At 65.6% G+C, this 18,843-nt stretch carries 20 protein-coding genes; 8 read left to right on the top strand and 12 right to left on the bottom strand.

Annotation, left to right across the window (positions count from 1 at the left end):
• Window positions 1–2 precede the first annotated feature (2 nt).
• On the bottom strand, window positions 3–842 hold the full coding sequence (locus CFOUR_RS01270; RefSeq protein WP_085956870.1) for a glycosyltransferase: 840 nt from the start codon (window positions 840–842) through the stop codon (window positions 3–5).
• A gap of 39 nt (window positions 843–881) precedes the next feature.
• On the opposite strand from CFOUR_RS01270, the gene CFOUR_RS01265 reads away from it, so the two are divergent.
• Window positions 882–1,847 (top strand): 1,4-dihydroxy-2-naphthoate polyprenyltransferase, encoded by a 966-nt coding sequence (locus CFOUR_RS01265; protein ID WP_085958344.1) that lies wholly within the window; start codon window positions 882–884, stop codon window positions 1,845–1,847.
• Window positions 1,848–1,922: 75 nt separating this feature from the next.
• The gene (locus CFOUR_RS01260) at window positions 1,923–2,825 is read left to right on the top strand and encodes an AEC family transporter (protein WP_085956871.1); all 903 of its coding nucleotides are present in this window, start codon (window positions 1,923–1,925) and stop codon (window positions 2,823–2,825) included.
• 118 nt (window positions 2,826–2,943) lie between these two features.
• Here the strand turns inward: CFOUR_RS01260 and CFOUR_RS01255 are convergent, their stop codons facing one another.
• Complete coding sequence (locus CFOUR_RS01255; protein WP_070475265.1) at window positions 2,944–4,185, bottom strand: MFS transporter; 1,242 nt, start codon at window positions 4,183–4,185, stop codon at window positions 2,944–2,946.
• A complete protein-coding gene (locus tag CFOUR_RS01250) occupies window positions 4,182–5,834 on the bottom strand; it encodes an ABC-F family ATP-binding cassette domain-containing protein (RefSeq protein WP_070475266.1) in 1,653 nt (550 codons plus the stop codon). Before CFOUR_RS01250 ends, CFOUR_RS01255 begins: the two co-directional genes overlap by 4 nt.
• Window positions 5,835–6,086: 252 nt before the next feature.
• Here CFOUR_RS01250 and CFOUR_RS01245 point away from each other — a divergent pair, with 252 nt between their 5' ends.
• Genes CFOUR_RS01245 through CFOUR_RS01235 form a run of 3 tightly spaced genes read left to right on the top strand, consistent with a single transcriptional unit; the run spans window position 6,087 to window position 8,860 of the window.
• The gene (locus CFOUR_RS01245; RefSeq protein ID WP_085956872.1) at window positions 6,087–7,085 is read left to right on the top strand and encodes a substrate-binding domain-containing protein; all 999 of its coding nucleotides are present in this window, start codon (window positions 6,087–6,089) and stop codon (window positions 7,083–7,085) included.
• Window positions 7,082–8,098, top strand: a complete 1,017-nt coding sequence (locus CFOUR_RS01240; RefSeq protein ID WP_085956873.1) for an ABC transporter permease — start codon at window positions 7,082–7,084, stop codon at window positions 8,096–8,098. The genes CFOUR_RS01245 and CFOUR_RS01240 overlap by 4 nt, the downstream gene beginning before the upstream one ends.
• Window positions 8,099–8,860: an ATP-binding cassette domain-containing protein gene (locus CFOUR_RS01235; RefSeq protein WP_085956875.1), complete on the top strand. Its 762-nt coding sequence runs from the start codon at window positions 8,099–8,101 to the stop codon at window positions 8,858–8,860.
• Between the two features lie 23 nt (window positions 8,861–8,883).
• On the opposite strand, the gene CFOUR_RS01230 is transcribed toward CFOUR_RS01235, so the two are convergent.
• The gene (locus tag CFOUR_RS01230; RefSeq protein WP_085956876.1) at window positions 8,884–9,195 is read right to left on the bottom strand and encodes a DUF4229 domain-containing protein; all 312 of its coding nucleotides are present in this window, start codon (window positions 9,193–9,195) and stop codon (window positions 8,884–8,886) included.
• Window positions 9,196–9,235: 40 nt separating this feature from the next.
• Between CFOUR_RS01230 and CFOUR_RS01225 the strand changes: the two genes are divergently transcribed.
• The 3 genes from CFOUR_RS01225 (at window position 9,236) to CFOUR_RS01215 (ending at window position 11,384) form a co-directional block, all read left to right on the top strand.
• Window positions 9,236–9,508, top strand: coding sequence for a hypothetical protein (locus tag CFOUR_RS01225; RefSeq protein WP_085958345.1), 273 nt, complete (start codon window positions 9,236–9,238; stop codon window positions 9,506–9,508).
• Window positions 9,509–9,705: 197 nt separating this feature from the next.
• The gene (locus CFOUR_RS01220) at window positions 9,706–10,392 is read left to right on the top strand and encodes a hypothetical protein (protein ID WP_143339056.1); all 687 of its coding nucleotides are present in this window, start codon (window positions 9,706–9,708) and stop codon (window positions 10,390–10,392) included.
• Window positions 10,341–11,384, top strand: coding sequence for a DDE-type integrase/transposase/recombinase (locus CFOUR_RS01215; RefSeq protein ID WP_290179092.1), 1,044 nt, complete (start codon window positions 10,341–10,343; stop codon window positions 11,382–11,384). Before CFOUR_RS01220 ends, CFOUR_RS01215 begins: the two co-directional genes overlap by 52 nt.
• Before the next feature lie 202 nt (window positions 11,385–11,586).
• Here CFOUR_RS01215 and CFOUR_RS01210 read toward each other — a convergent pair whose 3' ends face one another.
• The 8 genes from CFOUR_RS01210 to hemL are packed head-to-tail and all read right to left on the bottom strand — an operon-like array spanning window position 11,587 to window position 18,837.
• Window positions 11,587–11,844: a helix-turn-helix domain-containing protein gene (locus CFOUR_RS01210; RefSeq protein WP_085958568.1), complete on the bottom strand. Its 258-nt coding sequence runs from the start codon at window positions 11,842–11,844 to the stop codon at window positions 11,587–11,589.
• Window positions 11,841–12,842, bottom strand: a complete 1,002-nt coding sequence (galE, locus tag CFOUR_RS01205) for a UDP-glucose 4-epimerase GalE (protein WP_290179680.1) — start codon at window positions 12,840–12,842, stop codon at window positions 11,841–11,843. The genes CFOUR_RS01210 and galE overlap by 4 nt, the downstream gene beginning before the upstream one ends.
• Window positions 12,842–13,846 (bottom strand): c-type cytochrome biogenesis protein CcsB, encoded by a 1,005-nt coding sequence (gene ccsB / locus CFOUR_RS01200; RefSeq protein WP_085956878.1) that lies wholly within the window; start codon window positions 13,844–13,846, stop codon window positions 12,842–12,844. Before ccsB ends, galE begins: the two co-directional genes overlap by 1 nt.
• Window positions 13,847–13,877: 31 nt before the next feature.
• Window positions 13,878–15,539, bottom strand: a complete 1,662-nt coding sequence (locus CFOUR_RS01195) for a cytochrome c biogenesis protein ResB (RefSeq protein WP_085956879.1) — start codon at window positions 15,537–15,539, stop codon at window positions 13,878–13,880.
• Window positions 15,540–16,313, bottom strand: coding sequence for a cytochrome c biogenesis CcdA family protein (locus CFOUR_RS01190; protein ID WP_085956880.1), 774 nt, complete (start codon window positions 16,311–16,313; stop codon window positions 15,540–15,542).
• The gene (locus CFOUR_RS01185; RefSeq protein WP_085956881.1) at window positions 16,314–16,886 is read right to left on the bottom strand and encodes a TlpA family protein disulfide reductase; all 573 of its coding nucleotides are present in this window, start codon (window positions 16,884–16,886) and stop codon (window positions 16,314–16,316) included.
• Window positions 16,887–16,899: 13 nt separating this feature from the next.
• Window positions 16,900–17,502 (bottom strand): histidine phosphatase family protein, encoded by a 603-nt coding sequence (locus CFOUR_RS01180; protein ID WP_085956882.1) that lies wholly within the window; start codon window positions 17,500–17,502, stop codon window positions 16,900–16,902.
• A gap of 15 nt (window positions 17,503–17,517) precedes the next feature.
• Complete coding sequence (gene hemL, locus CFOUR_RS01175) at window positions 17,518–18,837, bottom strand: glutamate-1-semialdehyde 2,1-aminomutase (protein ID WP_085956883.1); 1,320 nt, start codon at window positions 18,835–18,837, stop codon at window positions 17,518–17,520.
• Window positions 18,838–18,843 lie beyond the last annotated feature (6 nt).

Raw genomic sequence — 18,843 nt, 5'->3', positions numbered from 1 at the left:
CGCTACTCCGCGGCGCGCAGCTTGGCTACATCTTCCGCCGAATACGTCGCCGCGATTTGGACGTCGTTGCCACCGGAGAGGTTCACCCGCGACAGGCGCACACGCTGCGAACCCGGCACCAGCGGGAAGTTCGCCGAGCGCTCCGAAACTTGCTTCACCGGGAACCCGGCGCGCAGGGCGCAGTGGTTCAGCCACACATCGTCGGCGCGTGGGGCGAGGTCCAAAAACTCCGTGCCGCGCTCGGCGACGTAGCGCACCATCTCCTTCGGGTAGCGCACGCCGTCCACGCCGGTGGCGAAGTGCAAAATCGACGGCTCGGCGCTGCGCACCGGCTTCCACTTCTTATACGGGGCAATGCCGTTATCGTCCAGCACGACTCTGTGGGCGCGGTAGGCGGTGATGGTGGAGGCCGAAGGGGCGTCGATAAGCTTCTGCGCAAACGTGCGCGGGTAAAGCACATCGTCGTCGACGGTGATTACGTTGCAGCCCGGATACTGCTGGAACGTGCCGTAGTACTTGGTGTGCGGGCCCAAGCCGCCGGTGGATTCGTGCACCTGCAGGCCGCGATTCGCAAGCGACTGCAGCGCGTCCGGCCACCGGGCGTGGAAATCCACCGGGTCCAGCCACAGGTGCACCGGCAGGCGCACCGTGCCCACCAGCAGCGACGCAATCGCCGCGGCAGCCGAGCGCAAACGGGTGCCGTGGGTGGTTAAGGAAATGACGGTCTCGCCGTCTGCCGGGAAGCGCTTGTCCGAGTTGTGCGCCGCGTTGAGCAGCAACGGGAGACGAACGAATGCGCCGGTGGCCACGAACCCTTGGCGCACGGCGTAGTCAATCCACATGGCGCATTACCCTAGCCGACCGGCGAGGGAGGGTGCATGATGGAGGGCATGACTGACACTGGGACTCACACTGCCACGCCCCGCGACTGGTGGGACGCCGCCCGCCCCCACACCTGGCCCAACGCATTCGCCCCCGTCATCGCCGGTACCGGCGTGGCGGCCCTGACCTTGCAGGCCCACCCCGGCCGCGCCGTGCTGGCGCTTCTGGTGGCGTGGGCGCTGATCATCGGCGTCAACTACGCCAACGACTACTCCGACGGCATCCGCGGCACCGACGACGACCGCACCGGGCCGACGCGCCTGACCGGCTCCGGGCTGGCCGCGCCGGAGCAGGTAAAGCTGGCGGCGTTTATCGCGTTCGGCGCCGCCGCTGTGTTCGGCGTGATCCTGTCCGCGGTGGCGGGCGCGATGTGGCTCGTGCTGGTGGGCGCGCTGTGCATCGCCGCGGCGTGGTTCTACACCGGCGGCGACAGCCCGTACGGCTACTCCGGCTTCGGCGAGGTCTCGGTGTTCGTGTTCTTCGGCCTCGTCGCCGTGATGGGCACCGAGTACACCCAGTCCGGGATGGTGTCGTGGGAAGGCTTCCTGTGCGCGCTGGCCATCGGCGCGATCTCCGCGTCGGTGAACCTGGCCAACAACATCCGCGACATCCCCACCGATGCGGCCGCCGGCAAGCGCACACTCGCAGTAAGGCTTGGCGACGATAAAGCGCGCACCCTCTTCACCGTCCTGACTTTGTTCCCGTTCTTCATTTCCGTGGTGCTGTCGATGACCACCGTGTCTGCGCTTGCGGCACTGGTGGCGCTGCCACTGGCGGTGGCGAGCGTGCAGAAGGTGCGCGGCGGCGCTTCTGGTGCGGAGCTGATCCCGGTGCTGGGGCTCAACGGCAAGACGATGCTTTTGTGGGCCGTGGTCACCGCGGTGGCGTTCGCATGGTTCGGCTGGTCGTTCTGGGGCGGGTTCAGCGGCATCGGCGAGGCCGTGCCGTACGCGCCGTTGTCCTAAGTGTTGCGTTTGGGAATGTGGCAAATATTTGCCGCATTCCCAAACGCGACCACCCCCAGCGATACACTCAGCCGCATGCTTGACGTCCTCACCGGTTTTGCCATCATCTTCACCGTCATCGCGGCGGGGTGGTGGCTCGCGCACAAGCGCGTCATCGGGCCGGGCGAGGAGCGCCTGCAGCTCAACCGCATAGCGTTCTACGTGGCCACCCCGTCGCTGATCTTCTCCTCGGTGGCGGTCTCGGACACGGACGCGTTCTTCTCCCCGGTCATCCTGGTCATCGCCGTCGCCACGGTGGTGACCATGCTCATCTACTGGGCGATCAGCGCGGTCTTCTTCCGCCAGGACGCCGCGGAGACGATGGCGGGCGCGGCATCGGCGAGCTACTACAACTCCGTCAACATCGGCCTGCCCATCGCGACCTATGTGCTTGGCGACGCCACCTTCGTCGTGCCCGCCCTCGTCCTCCAAATGGCGGTGCTCTCCCCCATCGTCATCGCGGGGTTGGACCGTGGCGCAAAGGGTGTAGGCAAGTCCGTGGTGGCCGGCCTGACCGCACCCGTGGTGGTCGCGGCGTTCGCAGGCTTCGCCGTCTCCGCGTCGTCCTGGACGGTGCCGGAGCCGGTGCTCGCGCCGCTGGAGATCCTCGGCGGGGCGTCCATCCCGCTGATCCTCATGAGCTTCGGCGCGTCACTCACCGGCGAGAAGGTGCTGCAGAGCCACCGCGGCCCCACCATCACCGCCACCGCGTTGAAGCTGGTGGGTATGCCGGCGGTGGCGTGGGTCGTCGCCACGCTGCTGGGCTTGGATGGCCAGGAGATGTACGCCGCGCTGATCCTCTGCGCGCTGCCCACGGCGCAGAACGTGTACAACTACGCGGCGACGTACCGCTCGGGTGAAGTGATCTGCCGCGACACCGTGTTCCTGACTACCTTCCTGGCCCTGCCGGCCATGCTGCTGATCGCCGGAGTGTTCTAGCTGTACTGACCTCAAACGTTGGTCAATCGTGAAAACCCAGTGCAACCAGCCGTCGAGCTCGCCGCGGTAGCAAAGCGGTGGAGAGGTGTGAGGATGATGTTGGCGTGTCTTAGGTCTCTCATGCCTCGGCCAGCGTCTTCTGTGGCATCTTGAGTTGACCCAGGGCTAGGAGCAGTGCTGCCGTGGCCAGTGGCACCAGGCCGGCGGTGATGAACAGAGTTCTGGAGTCGATGAAGCGGCTGAAGAGTCCGGTGAGGGCGATGGACAGAGGCATGAAGGCGATGGAAATGAAGAAGTCGAGGCTGGCGACCCTGCCGAGCATCTCCAAGGGGACGTGCTCTTGAAGCACTGTTCCCCAGATGACCATCCCGATCCCGATCAGCGCCCCGTAGAACGCGAGTCCTGCACCGATGGCCCACGGATTGCTGGTGAGCGCCGGGATGGACAAGGGCAGACATCCGAGCGCCCAGACGCCGACCATTGCGGGCAGGAAGCGTTCCGGTGTGCGCCACGACCCCGCCAGCAGGGAGCCCACCAACCCGCCCGCGCCGAGGGCAGCCAGGACGGCCCCGTAGAGGGCAGGTCCATTGTCATGCGAGGAGCGCATAAGAGCGGGTAGGAGGACTTCGAGTGGTCCGGTCACGACCAGTCCCATGACGGCCGCGAACAGGACACTGGAGCGAACCCAGCGTGTGCGGGAAACGTAGCGGAAGCCATCGAGCAGATCGGTGATCGGTGAGTCTGCCGCAGCGTCGGCATTGGCCTCCGTTTCGGCGCGGGTGGGGGTGGGAAGCCGCAGGGCCGCGAGCAGGCCAAGTCCGATTGCTGCTGCGATGAGGTACCCGCCAGCGGCGGGCATGCTTGCGCCGATGAGCGCTCCGACGACAGCGGGCGCAAGTGCCTGCCCGACCAAGGGACGGGTGGCGCCTTCGAGGCCGTTGACGGCCATGAGGTCGTCGCTATCCACCAGGACTGGCACCAGTGCCGTGTAGGCGGGGAAGAAGAAGGCGGTTGAAGCGCCACTGATGAACGCGGAGACCGCGAGCATCCAGAAGGTGACAAAGTCGAGGATTGCTGCTGTGGACATCGCGGTCGCGATGGCGAGATTCAGGGCGAGCACACCCACGATGACGGATTTGTTGGGGATCCGGTCGGCAATTACGCCAGCTGGGAGGGATCCCGCAAGCAGGCCGATGCCGCTCCAGGCCACGACACCCGACAAGGTGGCTGGCGTGGCGCCCAGGTCGAGGGTCTGCATGGTCAGGTAGAGGGCCCAGGCGCCCTGGGCGAAGATGGTCAGCACCATCGCTGCGAACAACTGGCGGTACGTGGGGATGGTCAAGGGGTGAAGCGGGTTCATGGCATGTCCTTCAAGTCAAGGTTCAGGTGGGGCCAGTCGGAAAAGTCGTGGAGCATCTGCCGGTCATGGGTGGCGACGATCACCGCGCAGGAGGCCTGTTGGAGCTCGGTGGTGATGTCGTCGACGAGGTTCGATGACAGATGATTGGTGGGTTCGTCCAGGAGCAGCAGGTCTGGGTCCTGTGCCAGACACATGGCCAGGTGGAGTCGGCGTTGCTGTCCTTGCGACAGGCGCCCCACGGGCGTGTTGGTTGCAGAGGCCTCGAGCAGCCCGAGCGAGCCGAGAGTAGGCGCCTGAGATCGGCGGCCCAGCTTTGTTAGGTACGCCTCGTAGACCTCGTGTGCGGGGCTGGAGTGATCCCAGTCGGAGACCTCTTGAGACAGCAGAGTGATGCGTGCTCTCGGGTTCACTCGCACATGTCCCGTGGTGGGGGCCAGACGCTGTGCAAGAACTGCCAACAAGGTGGACTTTCCCGCGCCGTTTGGTCCGGTGACCACCAACCGGTCACCGCCGTTCACGTCAACCGACACCGGAGTGTCCAACCGGTCCTTCACAGTAACTTCGGTGGCGTTCATGATGCTCTGCCCGGCACGAGTTGTCGAGGCGGGCCACGCTAGACGCAGTGGCGGTGCCGGCACGTCGATCTCATGACGTTTCAGGTCTTCTATACGTCGGTTGAAGGCTTGGACCACTCCAGCAGCGCGTGTGGCGCGTTGGTGCTTGCCTGTGCCCTTGTCAGGTCTCCATCCCCCCTGAGACAGGCGGGAGCGTGCCTCGGCTGCAGCGCGTGTCAGTTCATTGTGCCGGGCGACCTGGGCGGCGTGGTCCTGTTCCCACACGAGGCGTTCTCGTCGGCGGCCTTCAATCCAGCCTTGGTAGCCGCCCGAGTAGGTTCGCGGCACGCCATCTCGGGTCGGGTCGAGATCCAGGAAGGTAGTCGCCACATCACGCAGCAGAGCGCGGTCGTGACTGACCAGAGCCAGGCCACCGGGGTGATCACGCAGTCGTTCGGTTAGGAAGGACAGTCCTGCAGCGTCGAGGTGGTTCGTGGGCTCGTCCAGCAGGAGCAGGTCAGGGGTCGATCCAAGTGCGACGGCAAGCCGGACCCGGTACCGTTGCCCGACCGACAAGGTCGACAGTATGCGAGCGCGGTCGCTGCAAGCGTCAAGGCCTGCAAGTGCGATGTCCACGCGCCTTTCTGCATCCCAGGCATCCAATAGCGTGGCGGTCTCGAGCGCTGCGGAATAGGCATCGGCCGCGTCGTTTCCTGCGGCGAGTGCTGCGCTCGCCACGTCGAGTGCCTCAAGTGCAGCCCTGGAGGGAGCTGTCGCTTCGGCGATGAGATCGCCGACGGTGCGGTTGCCTTCGGTGGGCATGTCCTGCTTGACCAGGACGAGGGAACCCATCTGGGTCACTACTCCCGAGTCAGGGGTCAGGAGCCCCGCCAAGATATGGAGCAAGGTGGTCTTACCACGGCCGTTGTCGCCGACGATCGCCAGGCGTGAGCCGGCGGAGACGGTGACATCCAGCCCGTTCAGGAGGTGCCTGTCTCCCAAGGTGATGTGGATTGATTCGGCACGGATGTGTGCGACTGGCCCGCGGGGCGTTCCGTTCCACACACATGACCGCAAGGTTGGTGTGATTGGCATTTCGTACTTTCAGCTCGTCATGGAGCCGGGCAGCACTAAATGACCGCCCGGCAGATGGCCAGGACGGCAGACGAGAGATCAGAAGGGGTCCCGCCGCCGTCAGCGGGCGGAACGCAGCTTCATGGAAGCGATGCCTGAGTACATGAGGCAGAGTTTACCCAGCGTGGCGGATCTCAGCCAATTAATTGACGTCTCCGGTCAATACGTCTAGTCCGCTTGACGCACCCGAGTGCAGTGGTTCACACTTTGGCAATGAGGAAGGCACGGAAAACTGTGGCAGCCGCGCTACTGACGGTGGCAGCGGTGTTGGGCGGATGCTCGTCGACAGGCGGAGCCCCCCGCAACGAAGACGGCGGCGGCACGGCGGGCGGCGTGGACACCCCGCGGTACGTGGTGGCGATGGTCACCCACGGCGCGCCCGGCGACACCTACTGGGACCTCGTGCGCAAGGGCGCCGAGGACGCCGCGAAGAAGGACAACATCGAGCTGCGCTACTCATCCGACCCGCAGGCGCCCAACCAGGCGAACCTCGTGCGCTCCGCGGTGGACGCGGGCGTGGACGGCATCGCCGTGACCATGCCGAATGCGGAGGCGATCGGCCCAGCGGCGCGCGACGCCGTGGACCACGGCATCCCCGTGGTCGGCCTGAACGCCGGCATGACCGCGTACCAGGACTACGGGTTGACCGGCTTCTTCGGCCAGGACGAGACCGTGGCCGGCCGCGCCGCCGGCGAGCGCCTCAAGGAGGAAGGCAAGAAGAAGGTGCTGTGCGTGATCCACGAGCAGGGCAACTCCTCGCAGGAGGCGCGCTGCGCCGGTGTGCGCGACGGCCTCGGCGGCGACTCAAACGCGGTGGAGCTGCTGTACGTCAACGGCCAGGACCTCACCGCCGTGCAGTCCACCATCACCTCGAAGCTTTCCCAGGACCGCTCCTTCGACACCGTGTTTGCGCTGCAGGCGCCGGTGGCGATGCGCGCCGTGGAATCCGTGAACCAGTCCGGCGCGAAGGCACAGGTGTCCACCTTCGACACCAACGCGGAGCTCGTTGGCGCCATCGCGGACGGGCGCGTGGCGTGGGCCGTGGACCAGCAGCCGTACCTGCAGGGCTACCTGGCGGTGGACTCGCTGTGGATTGCAAAACGCAACGGCGGCACCCTCGGCGGCGGGCGCCCCGTCTACACGGGCCCGAGCTTCGTGGACGCAAGCAACGTGGACAAGGTCGAAGAGGCCGCGAAGGCGGGCATGCGATGAGGGACGACCGCCTGAAAACCCGCACCGGGTTCGCGCGCCTGATCCGCCGCCCGGAGTTTGCCAGCCTCCTCGGCTTCATCGCTATCTTTGTCTTCTTCCTCTCCGTGGCGCCGGCGTTTCGCTCCTTTGAGGCGCTGGCCACCACGCTGTACGCCAGCTCCACCCTGGGCATCGTGGCGCTTGCGGTGGGCATGCTCATGATCGGCGGGGAGTTCGACCTCTCCTCCGGTGTCGCCGTGACCACCGCCGCGCTGGCCGCGACGATGCTGAACTACAACCTGCACCTGAACTCGTGGGTGGGCGCGTTCCTCGCGCTGGGGATCTCGCTGGCCATCGGCGCGCTCAACGGCTTTTTGGTCACGCGCACCGGCATCGATTCCTTCCTGATCACCCTGGCGGCCTTCCTCATGCTCCAAGGCTTGAACCTGGCGGTGACGAAGCTGGTCACCGGCCAGGTGGCCACCCCCACCATCGCGGACATGGAGGGCTTCCCGTCCGCCCACGCCGTGTTCGCCGGCGAGTTCCACATCGGCAACGTGCGCATCTCGGTGACCGTCCTGTGGTGGATCTTCTTCGTCGCCGTGGCATCGTTCGTGCTGTTCCGCACCAAGCTCGGCGGCTGGATCACCGCGGTCGGCGGCAACGCCGACGCCGCCCGCGCCGTCGGCGTGCCGGTGCGCCGCGTGAAGATTCTGCTGTTCATGGGCATCGGCTTCGCCGCGTGGTTCGTCGGCATGCACACCCTGTTCGCCTTCGACTCCATCCAGGCCGGCCAGGGCGTGGGCAACGAATTTCTCTACATCATCGCCGCGGTCATCGGCGGCTGCGCCATGACGGGCGGGCGCGGCACCGCCGTCGGCACCGCCATCGGCGCGCTGATCTTCGGCATGACCAACCAGGGCATCGTCTACGCCGGCTGGAACCCGGACTGGTTCAAGTTCTTCCTCGGCGCGACACTGCTGGTGGCGGTGCTCGCCAACACCTCCTTCGCTAAATACACCAAGGGGCGCTAAGTGGCTGTCATCGAACTGGAAAACATCACCAAGTCCTACGGCAGCTTCGAGGCGCTGCGCGGCGTCAACCTCGCCGTGCGCGAAGGCGAAGTCACCTGCGTGCTCGGCGACAATGGCGCCGGCAAATCCACCCTGATCAAAATCCTGTCGGGCCTGCATCAACCCACCTCGGGCACCATGCTTATCGACGGCTCCGCCTCCACCCTCACCTCCCCCCGCGACGCCATCGACGCCGGCATCGCCACCGTGCACCAAACGCTCGCGATCGTGGACGAGCTCAGCGTCTGGCGCAACTTCTTCCTCGGCCAAGAACTCACCGGCCCGCTCGGCGTCCTGCGCCAAGCCGAGATGAAGCGGATCTGCTCCGAGCAACTGCTGGAGATGGGCATTGACATCCCCGACGTCGACGTCGAAGCCGGCAACCTCTCCGGCGGCCAGCGCCAAGTCGTCGCCATCGCCCGCGCCGTCTACTTCGGCGCCCGGATGCTCATCCTCGACGAGCCCACCGCCGCCCTCGGCGTCAAACAATCCGGCATGGTCCTGCGCATGGTCGCCGCCGCCCGCGACCGCGGCATCGCCGTCGTGCTTGTCACCCACAACCCCCACCACGCCTACCTCGTCGGCGACCACTTCACCATCTTGAAGCTGGGCCGCCAGGAGCTCGACGCACCCCGCGCGGACGTGACGCTCGAAGAGCTGACCCACCAGATGGCCGGCGGCGGCGAACTCGAAGCGCTCAGCCACGAGCTGGGCCGGGGCTGACCTGTGGTCCGCGGCCAAGCAAACTAGCGCTCAGCCAGCTCCGTTTGAATCCAGTCCTTGCGCGCCGCGCGCTGCCGCTTCAGCTCCGCCACCGCCTCATTCGCACGGATGCGGTGCCGCTTGAACACGAGCATGGACAGCGGAAAAGCCACAATCAGCGCCAGCAGCGCCGACATAATCACCGGCACCGGCGCGCCCACGAGCACCGCCAGCAGCTGAATCGCCACAGTCAGCGCGAGAAACAACAGCAGGCGGTCCAAACCGTACAGCGCCACGGCCTTGGTGGCCCGGGATTTCGCCTCCGGATCCACCTGCGGAGAAACTTGGTCAGTCACGGTTATTTACCCTAACCGGCAGCCAAGTATGTTTAAAACCATGGGAAGGTTGCTTCTTTTCGCATTGGTTGTCCTGGCCGCCGTGCTGCTGTGGCGCGCGTTCGGCCCCGGCTCCGCCGAGCGCTATGGGTCCTTGCGACCCGGCAAGCAGGCGCAGCCCGGCGGCAAGCCCGCTATCAAGGGCCCCGACGACGACGAAGAGTTCCTCTGGAACATCGAGAAAAACCGGTTCAAAGAGCGCCGCGCCCGCGAAGAGGCGGAGCGCAAGCGCCGCGAGGAAGAGGAGCGCCGGCGCCGCCGCGGCGAGGGCTAGGATCGCCCGGCTCGGCGGTTTGAGCGGCCGAGTGCGGAAAAGTTCACAGACCCGACCCTGCTCGTGAATTTTCTTACAGTTGGACGGACGCATAGGCTGCATTTCCCCAGGTCGAGGAAACCCGGCTGCAAAATAGTTCATCGCAAGGGTCTGCGGACTTCCTGTGAACCATCGGTCGTCGGGATCGGAGTTCGAGGATGAGTTATCCGCCGGAGGTACGGCAGCGTGCCGTTGAGCTTTCGGGGCAGGGGCTTGCTGCTTCGCAGGTTCGTGCGCAGTTGATTCGGGAGGAATGTAGGTCTGTTCCTTCTACCGCTTCAATTTCGGGATGGGCACGCAACGCCCGTCATGGCAGCGGGGTCGATAAAGGTTGGCGTTCTGCCGAGTTGATTGCTGAGGTCGTTCGGGCGAATGTGACAACGTCGGCATCCACCCGCGAGATTGGATGGCGTTTTCGGGTCGCTGCGAGTTCCGTGGCGGCGTGGACGCACAAGTTCGCTCCGGATGCGGGTTCGCGGCGTGGGATGACACCGCAGGAGATAGAACAGGCGACACTGGCGCGTGTGAAAGAACACCACGAAGCCCAAAAACGCAAGCGCAAGAAGGCCGAAACACAACGTCAATCACAACGCGCCCCGCGCGATGAGAGTGCATATTCACGCAACCATGAGCAGCCAACAGCTCCGTTTGATGAGGCAGCGTTGCCGGATGACGTTGAGACCCTCAAAGACCTGTTGCGTCAAGAGCGGTTTATGCGTCTGGCGGATAAAGCGCTGTTTGAGGCGGTGATGGAATCTGAGGGAAAAGCGCAAACCCGGAGACGCTCGACAGCGTGGTCGTCGCTACGGCTGTCAGACGACTCCGGGACGTCGGATACCAAGTAACGCGTTGCTGCGCCTACTACGGATTGAAGTACAACACCTACAAGTCGGCATGCAAGCGGTTAAAACACCCTCTAGTCGACCGAAAAGGCCAGGCCAAGGCAATGGTTACCGCCGCCTGTGAGGGCAACCGCATGGTCTACGGCTACCGCCGCGTGAGTGAAGTGTGCAAAGCGAACGGTCTGTCGCTGGGGGAAAAATCGATTCGCACGATCATGCGCGAAGAACACCTGCAGCCGAAGATGAAACGCACGAAGCGCTACAGCTCGTACAAGGGCGAAACTGCGCATCGCCCAGCAAATCGATGTCTGGTTGGAGACATCGACACTGTCACCAAAAATGGCACCCACGTCTCGCAAAGATATCGTTCGCAGGCGCATCGTCGCAGGCAGGCGGGCAGGAAGGATCTGGTACACGATTTCTATGCCGATGCGCCAAATCAAAGACTCGGCACCGACATCACCGCGTTTCAATGCGCTGACGGCAAAGTCTTTTTTAGCCCGCTGATCGACTTCCACGACAACATGCCCATCGCGTACACCTGCGCAACGCGACCAGCGGCGTTGCTGACCAACACGATGCTTGAAGCTGGGCTCGAGCAAATACAACCAGGACAACGCCCCGAACTGCACACCGACCGTGGCTGGCACTACCGCCACATCGATTGGGTTGACCGACTGACTGATATCAGTCACGACAGGCAACAATGCACACATTGCACAGAGGAGAACCCGTGCGATAACGCCTGGTTGATGGTGCCGTCCCTATCCCGGCTCGGCAACAGCGGCGACAACGCCCGAGTAGAAGGGTTCTTCGGCACCATCAAGCGCGAACTTCACGCCAGTGGAATTCGCCCCGAAAAGCACACAACCGAGGAGTTTATGAAGTATCTTGACGATTATCTGGACTGGTTCGTCTTTGGCAGACTCACCACCGGACCAGACGGGCAATACACAACCCTGGCTAAACAACGAAACATAGCCAAAACCACCTAGCCAACAACACAACGGCCACCAGTGTGGTTCACAGGAAGTCCGCAGACCCGCAAGCGTCCCTGCGGGTGAACAATTCTGCGCGGGCCCGGACTGGCTGCGGCGGACGTTTGTGCCGTCCTGGGGTTTTGCCGGACCGCCAACAGATTCCGCCGCGATCCGGCAGCGGCACCCCGCGCGGGGCGCGCTGCAACACCTGCGCCGCCTACTTCTCGGTGAACACCATCCGCAGCCCCAGGGCCTCGGCGACGGCGATGACCTTCTCCCAGCGCACCCCGGCACCGCCGTGCTCGATGGTGTGCAGGGTGGAGCGGGAGACTCCAGCGGCGTCGGCGACGTCTTGTTGGAGGCGGCCGGAGGTGCGGCGTCGAGAGGCAATCTGCTCCCCCAGCGCGATGAGCACCGGGTCGTCGCTGGCGGGTTTGCCCTGCTTGTTGCGGGGCTTGTGGTGGGCGTCGCTCATCGGCGTGCCTCCTGGGCCAGGACGTCTGGCAGCTTGCGGGACCAGGCGAGGGAGTCGCGCACCCCCTCGACAAGTGAGCGCTGCGGGGACCACCCCAGCACTTCGCGGGCCTTGTCGGTGCGCGAGGCGCTGCCCACCACGTCGCCGGGGCGGGCGGGGCCGGTGACAACCTCAAGCGGCGTGCCACTGGCTTCCCCGAACGCCTCGGCGAGCTCGAAGACGGTCGTGCCCTGGCCGGTGCCGAGGTTGATCACCCCGTAGCCGCCGGACGCCGCCGCGTCGAAGCGCTCCAGCACTGCCACGTGGGCGCGGGCGAGGTCCCAGACGTGGATGTAGTCGCGCAAGCCGGAGCCGTCGCGAGTGGGCCAGTCCACGCCGGTGACGGTGAACGCTTGACCTGCCTCGTGGGCGGAGATCATCTTGCCCAGCGCGTGGGAGGGCGCCGGGTTTTGCAGCCCGGTGCGCAGCTGCGGGTCCGCCCCGATGGGGTTGAAGTAGCGCAGCGCGACAGCGCTCATGCGGCCCGTGGCGGCTTCGTCCGCCAGGACGCGCTCGAGCAGCCACTTCGACGCCGCGTAAGGACTCTGGGGGTTCACCGCGCTGGTTTCGTCGACCATGTAGTCCGGCCCCGGCTCGTACACGGAGGCGGTGGAGGACAGCACGAAGCGGCGCACGCCGAAGCGCTCCAGCGTTTGCAGCAGCGTGATCGCTTTGCCCACGTTGTTGTCGTAGTAGGCCAGCGGCTGCGCCACCGACTCGGGCACGACGATTTTGGCTGCGCAGTGGATGACGGCGTCGATGTCGGGGTGCTCGGTGAGTACCCGCTCGAGCAGCGCCACGTCGGCGATGTCACCTTCGTAGCAGTCGAAGCGGCGGCCGAAGGTGCGCAGCCCGGTGGAGAAATCGTCCAGAATCACAGGCGTGATGCCCGCGTCGGCGCAGCAGGAGGCGATGGTGGACCCGATGTATCCGGCGCCGCCGGTGATCAGTACTTTCACTAGTTCAGCCCCGCGTAGGAGTGGAGGCCGGCGATCACGGTGTTCACGAAAGTCATGTTGAACACGGTCATGGCCATGGCGAAGACGTTGATCCAGGCCGCCGCGGTGGACTTCCAGCCGGCGGTGGCGCGGGCGTGGAGGTAGGCGGCGTAGAGGATCCAGGTGATCATGGAGACGGTCTCCTTGGCATCCCAGCCCCAGAAGCGGCCCCAGGCCACCTCGGCCCAGATGGCGCCGAAGACAATGCCGATGCCGAACAGCGGCAGCGTCACCACAGCGGTTTTGTACGCAATCTGGTCCAGCGTCTTCGCGTCCGGCAAGGGGCGCGCGATGGCGCCGAAGAAGCCGTGTTCGCTGCCGCGCGGCTGCCGCATGCGCAGCAGGTACAGCAGGGTGAACGCGCCGGAAACCAGGCCGATGGACGCACCGATGGACACGGAGGAGACGTGCACCGGCAGCCAGTAGGACTGCAGCGCCGGCACGACGGGCGCGGCCTGCATGTGGAACACCGTGGAGTTCAAGAACATGGCGATGACCATGGGAAACAGCAGCCACGGCCACACGGTGTGCCAGCCTTTGCGCTGCACCACCACGGCGGCGACGACCATGATCACGGCGGTCATGAACAGGATGTATTCGTACAGGTTGCCCAGCGGGAAGCGGTTCGCGGCCAGGCCGCGGGTGACAAACGCCACCAGGTGCAGCGCCACGCCGACCCAGATCAGCGCCTGAGTCATACCGGCCCATTTGCGGGCGTTGGCGATGCGCGCCTCGGTGTCGTTGTCGAGCGGCTGCTTCTCCACGACCTCCGGCCCGCCCGCGCCAACCAGCACCTTCTGCTCGGCATTGGCCTTCTGCGCGGCCAGGGCTTCGCGTCGCGCCTCGATGACGCTGTTGACGCGGCCGTAGTAGATGAACGCCATGATCAGCGCCACGATGTAGACGATGAAAGCGGTGCGGAATGTCAGGTCAGACATCTCCGCCATGGTGGTGTTCACAAGCATGGCCCTTAACCTACTCCACTAGCAGGCGTTATCAAAGGTCATAGGGGTCGAACTCCCCCTCTTCGCCGTCCTCGTCGGAGTGTTCGGCGCCGAGGATCGCGGCGGCGATGTTGTCGAATTCGCGGCCCCATCCGGCGCGGTCGGTGCGCGCCAACCCCGCGATCTCCACTTGGGTGACTTCTTCCCCTACGTCCGAGGAACGAGGACGTAGGCGCACCCAGATGCGGCGGCGCTTAATCGCCAGCGATCCGGCGAGCGCGAGCAGCATCACCACAGACGACAGCAGCGCGGCCACCTGCGTCGGATCACGGGAGATCTGGTAGTTGGCGTACTCGGCGGCGCCATCGAAGCGCACCTTGACCTCGCCGTCGCCGGTGTCCACGGTCGCTTCGGAGCCGGGGGTGAGCCCCACGCGGCTGACCTTTTGCAGCCGCCCGTCCGCCACCAGGGACTGGTCCAGCACGAAGATGTTTTGCGGGCGGCCGGTGTCCAGGCCGGCGTCGCCGACGTAGACATCCGCGGAGATCGCCGGGTCATCCATGGCGGGGAAGTCGGACTGCAGCTGGTCGCCGTTAAGACCGGTCCAGCGGGCGGTGGGCGCGAAGTTGCCCTCCACGGCGATCTGGTGCTTGCGCCGCTCCGCCAAGTCCGGGTACATGCCGGCTGGCGGGTCGAAGCGCATCACGCCGGAAGAGAGGAAGGAAAACACGTCGGTGGGGCGAAACTGCACCATCTGCGTGCGGGTTTCCCCGTTCGGCCAGGTGATGGTCACCTGCGGGGCGAAACCGTGGCCTTGCAGGTAGACGCGGTCGCCGTTGATGCGCAGCGGATGGTTGACCGACAGGCTCGTCGGCTTCCACTGATCTTGCGGGGTGGAAATGTCGTCGGTGTAGGTGATGTCGGAGGAGAACTCGCTGGCCTGGCCGTTGTTGAGGTAGGTGGCCTGGAAGTTCTGTGCCTCGAAGCAGAAGGGGGTCAGGCCGGTGCCGTCGAAAAGCGGTCCGGCGCGGAAGACATCGAAGTTGGCCGGGGAGGTGTTGCAGAACACGCGGGACTGCTCCACCGGCACCGCCGATTCAGCCTTGGAGTTGGTCACCACGATGGCTTGACCTTCGTAAAAGACCATGCGGCCGGCGATGAACGTCAGGATCATCGCGACGATGCCGATGTGGAAGATCAGGTTCATCAGCTCGCGCGTGTATCCGCGCTCCGCCGAAATGGAGTACGCCCCGGCGCGGTCCTCGTCCGGCTCGTAGGTGGCCACATGCCAGCGCTTCAGCTGCGCGCGCAGCCGCTTCTCGACGTCCTCCGGCGCACCCTCCACCGTGCCTTCCACGTGGTGCGGCATGCGGCCTAAGTACTTCGGCGCACGGGTCGGCTTGGCGGTGTAGGCGCGCCAGTGGTCGATGGAGCGCGGGATGATGCAGCCGACCAGGGAGATGGTCAGAAGCACGATGATGGCGAGGAACCACGTGGACTGGAAGACGTCGAAAAGCTGCAGCTTGTCGTAGATCGGGCCGGTGGTGGGGTTGGCCTTGAGGTAGTCGTCCACCAGCGAGGACGACACGGTGCGCTGCGGCAACAATGCGCCCGGGATGGACGCCACGGCCAGCACGAACAGCAGCATCAAGGCGGTGCGCATGCTGGTGAGCCAGTGCCACGCCTTTTTCAGCCAAGTCGAAGCGGTGCGCATTTAGATGATCGTCCCTCCGAATCCAAAAACGAGTTGGCGCGACCAACCGATAAACACTTCCCAGGCGCCGGTGAGCAGCATGATGCCGACGACGATCATGGCGACACCGCCGGCGATCTGGATGGCGCGGGAGTGTCGCCGCAAAACGTCGATGCTGCGCACGGCCTTCGAAGAGCCGAACGCGACAAGCAGAAACGGCAAGCCCAGCCCGACGCAGTACGCGACGACCAGCAGCACGCCGCGCGCCGCGGTGAAGCCCTGGGTGCCCACGGACACCGACATGATGGCGGCCAGCGTGGGCCCCAGGCACGGTGTCCAGCCGAGCGCAAAGATCCCGCCGAGCAGCGGCGCGCCCACAATGGTCGTCCACTTCTTCGGGCTCATGCGGGTGTCTTTTTGCAGCGCGGGCACGGCACCCATGAACACCAGGCCCATAAGGATGGTGACCACCCCGCCTATGCGGGTGAGCGTTTGCGCATTCAGTGCGATGGCGCTGACCGCGCCGAACACGGTGACGGTGGCAAGCAGGAACACGACGGTAAAACCGGCGATGAACAGCAAGGCGGCTCCGGCAACTGCCCAGTGTTTGCGGGACACGCGGGGCCCGTCCTGGTCAAGCGTCATCTCGCCCCCGACCACACCGGTGAGATACGAGATGTAGCCCGGCACGAGCGGGATCACGCACGGCGAGGCGAAGGAGACTAACCCGGCAACCGCGGCGGCGAGCAGGCCGAGCAGCAGCGGCCCGTCGGCGACAAGATCGGCAAAGCCCACCTAGGCCTCCTCAGCGAGACGGTCGACGACCTCCAACAGATCGTCCGCGGTGATCTCACGGAGGAACACCGCCGCCGGGCGGTGCTGCTTGTCCAGCACGATCGTGGTGGGAATCACGGAGCTGGGCACGCCGCCCAGGCTGGCCGCGGTCTTAAACGGCGGGTCGTAGATGGACGGGTAGGTCACGCCGTTGTCCGTGAGGAAGTCGCGGGCGATCTGCGGGTTCGGGTCGCGCACGTTGATGCCCAGCACGGTGCCGGCGTTTTTCGCCTGCAGGTGCTCGTGGGTCTGCTGCAAGTCGTCCACCTCAGCGCGGCACGGCGCGCACCACTGCCCCCACGCGTTGAGCACCACGATCTCGCCGTCGAAATCGCTCAGGCGGATGGTCTCGCCGTCGTCCATCAGGGACTCGCCCTCGAAACCGGCCAGCGGCTTGCGGTCCGCTTCGTCGTAAAAGATCTCCGTCTGCCCGCCCGGCGAGTGGAAGGCGAAGTTGCCGCCGGTATCGGGACCGGAGCAGGCAGCCAACGTAAGCGCGACCGCTAAAAGCGGCGCGGCAATGAGCTTTCGCATGCAGTGTCGCCTCTCAAATGTGCTGGGCTGGGGTGTTGTAGGCCCAGTCAACAACACTGTCGCCGTCAAACACAAGTGAGGTCACGCTGGCCAAGTCGCAGTTGCGGCTCGCGTGCGCCAAGCGTTTGCCCTGCAGGTGGCGCTGCACCATGACAATCGGCAGCTGGTGGCTCACCAGCACCGCTTCGTGGCTCTCCGCCTTGCCGCGCGCGTCGGCCACCGCGGACCACATCCGCTCGAAGATCTCCTGGTAGGGCTCGCCCCAGCTCGGCTCCAGCGGGTTGGTCATGTGCCGCCACCGGATCGGGTTAACCAACTGGGAGCGCCACCCCTTCGTGCGCAGGCCCTCGAAGGTGTTGCCGGCCTCCAGGATGTCGTCGCGGGTATCGACCTCGCAGCCGGTCACCTCCGCAATCGGACGCGCCGTCTCCTGCGCGCGCACCAGCGGACTCGCCGCCAGGTACGTCACGTCCTTACCACGGAAAAACTTCGAGGTGGCCACCGCCATGGAGTTGCCGCGGGACGACAAGTGGTAGCCCGGCATGCGCCCGTAGAGGATCTTCTTCGGGTTGTACACCTCACCGTGGCGCACGAGGTGGACCGTCGTGCGAGTCATGCGTGCCCGCCTCCCCTACTCGGGCTGCGCCGCCGCAGCGGCCTTCGCTGCGCCGCGCAACGCATCCTCGATGCGGCCGAAGTCCTCCTCCGTCAACGCGGTGGAGACGAACCAGGTCTCAAACGCGCTCGGCGGGGCGTAGACGCCCGCGTCCAGCAGGGCGTGGAAGAACGGGGCGTAGCGGAACGTCTCGGCGGCCTGCATGTCCGCGAAGTTGTGGCCCTCGCCCTCGGCGAACCGGATAGAAAGCATCGTCGCGGCGCGCTGGATGTGGTGGGCGACGCCTTCGGCCGTCAGGGCGTCGCTTAGCAAACGCTCGAGCGTGTCCGCATTGCGGTTGAGCGTGGGGTAGATGCTCTCGGTGGCCAACTCCAGCGAGGCCAGGCCCGACGCCATCGCCACCGGGTTACCGGACAGGGTGCCCGCCTGGTAGACGGGGCCGTTGGGCGCGAGGTACTCCATGATGTCGCGGTGGCCGCCGAACGCCGCAGCCGGCAAACCGCCCGAGACGACCTTGCCAAACGTGGTCAGATCGCCCGCGACGTGGTCCACGCCGTACCAGCCGGCGTAGGAAGTGCGGAAGCCCGTCATCACCTCGTCGAGGATCAGCAGCGCGCCGTTCATGTGCGCCAGCTCCTTCAGGCGCGCGTTGAAGTCGTTCTGCGGGGCGACGGTGCCCATGTTGCCCGCCGCCGCCTCGGTGATAACCGCCGCGATCTCGCCCTCGTTTTCACGGAAGGCGCGCTCCACCGCCTGCAGGTCGTTGTACGGCACCACGATCGTGTCCTTCGCCTGCGCGCCGGTCACGCCCGGGGAATCCGGCAGGGAGAACGTGGCAAGACCCGAACCCGCGCTGGCCAGCAGCGCGTCCACGTGCCCGTGGTAGCAGCCCTCGAACTTGAGAATCTTCGGCCGGCCCGTAAACCCGCGCGCCAGGCGCACGGCCGACATGGTGGCCTCCGTGCCGGAGTTGACCATGCGCACCTCCTCCACCGAGGTGCGCTCCACGATGTGCTCGGCGATGGCGATCTCCGCCTCCGTCGGCGCGCCGAAGCTCAAACCGTTGTGCAGCGCGTTCTGCACGGCCTCCACAATCTTCGGGTGCGCGTTGCCGTGCACCATCGGGCCCCAGGAGCAAACCAGGTCGACGTAGGAGTTGCCGTCGACGTCGATGAGCTGGGAACCGTGCGCGCTCTGGATGAAGCGGGTCTGCCCGCCCACAGAGCCGAAGCCGCGCACCGGCGAGTTCACGCCGCCAGGGGTGGTTTTCTGCGCCCGCTCGAACAGCTCGCGGGAGCGCTGGGTATTAGCTGAAGTCGGCTTTTCCGCAGTCATGGTTGT

Origin of the sequence: Corynebacterium fournieri, assembly GCF_030408775.1 — a bacterium.
Classification (GTDB): Bacteria; Actinomycetota; Actinomycetes; order Mycobacteriales; family Mycobacteriaceae; genus Corynebacterium; species Corynebacterium fournieri.
The sequence above is the reverse complement of the archived record's forward strand: the minus strand, read 5'-3'. Positions and strand labels throughout refer to the sequence as shown.

Excerpts from the sequence above, each read along its gene's own strand:
- CFOUR_RS01270 (WP_085956870.1), bottom strand. The coding sequence starts at position 842 with ATGTGGATTGACTACGCCGTGCGCCAAGGGTTCGTGGCCACCGGCGCA.
- CFOUR_RS01265 (WP_085958344.1), top strand. The coding sequence starts at position 882 with ATGGAGGGCATGACTGACACTGGGACTCACACTGCCACGCCCCGCGAC.
- CFOUR_RS01260 (WP_085956871.1), top strand. The coding sequence starts at position 1,923 with ATGCTTGACGTCCTCACCGGTTTTGCCATCATCTTCACCGTCATCGCG.
- CFOUR_RS01255 (WP_070475265.1), bottom strand. The coding sequence starts at position 4,185 with ATGAACCCGCTTCACCCCTTGACCATCCCCACGTACCGCCAGTTGTTC.
- CFOUR_RS01250 (WP_070475266.1), bottom strand. The coding sequence starts at position 5,834 with ATGCCAATCACACCAACCTTGCGGTCATGTGTGTGGAACGGAACGCCC.
- CFOUR_RS01245 (WP_085956872.1), top strand. The coding sequence starts at position 6,087 with ATGAGGAAGGCACGGAAAACTGTGGCAGCCGCGCTACTGACGGTGGCA.
- CFOUR_RS01240 (WP_085956873.1), top strand. The coding sequence starts at position 7,082 with ATGAGGGACGACCGCCTGAAAACCCGCACCGGGTTCGCGCGCCTGATC.
- CFOUR_RS01225 (WP_085958345.1), top strand. The coding sequence starts at position 9,236 with ATGGGAAGGTTGCTTCTTTTCGCATTGGTTGTCCTGGCCGCCGTGCTG.
- CFOUR_RS01220 (WP_143339056.1), top strand. The coding sequence starts at position 9,706 with ATGAGTTATCCGCCGGAGGTACGGCAGCGTGCCGTTGAGCTTTCGGGG.
- CFOUR_RS01210 (WP_085958568.1), bottom strand. The coding sequence starts at position 11,844 with ATGAGCGACGCCCACCACAAGCCCCGCAACAAGCAGGGCAAACCCGCC.
- ccsB (WP_085956878.1), bottom strand. The coding sequence starts at position 13,846 with ATGCTTGTGAACACCACCATGGCGGAGATGTCTGACCTGACATTCCGC.
- CFOUR_RS01195 (WP_085956879.1), bottom strand. The coding sequence starts at position 15,539 with ATGCGCACCGCTTCGACTTGGCTGAAAAAGGCGTGGCACTGGCTCACC.
- CFOUR_RS01185 (WP_085956881.1), bottom strand. The coding sequence starts at position 16,886 with ATGCGAAAGCTCATTGCCGCGCCGCTTTTAGCGGTCGCGCTTACGTTG.
- CFOUR_RS01180 (WP_085956882.1), bottom strand. The coding sequence starts at position 17,502 with ATGACTCGCACGACGGTCCACCTCGTGCGCCACGGTGAGGTGTACAAC.
- hemL (WP_085956883.1), bottom strand. The coding sequence starts at position 18,837 with ATGACTGCGGAAAAGCCGACTTCAGCTAATACCCAGCGCTCCCGCGAG.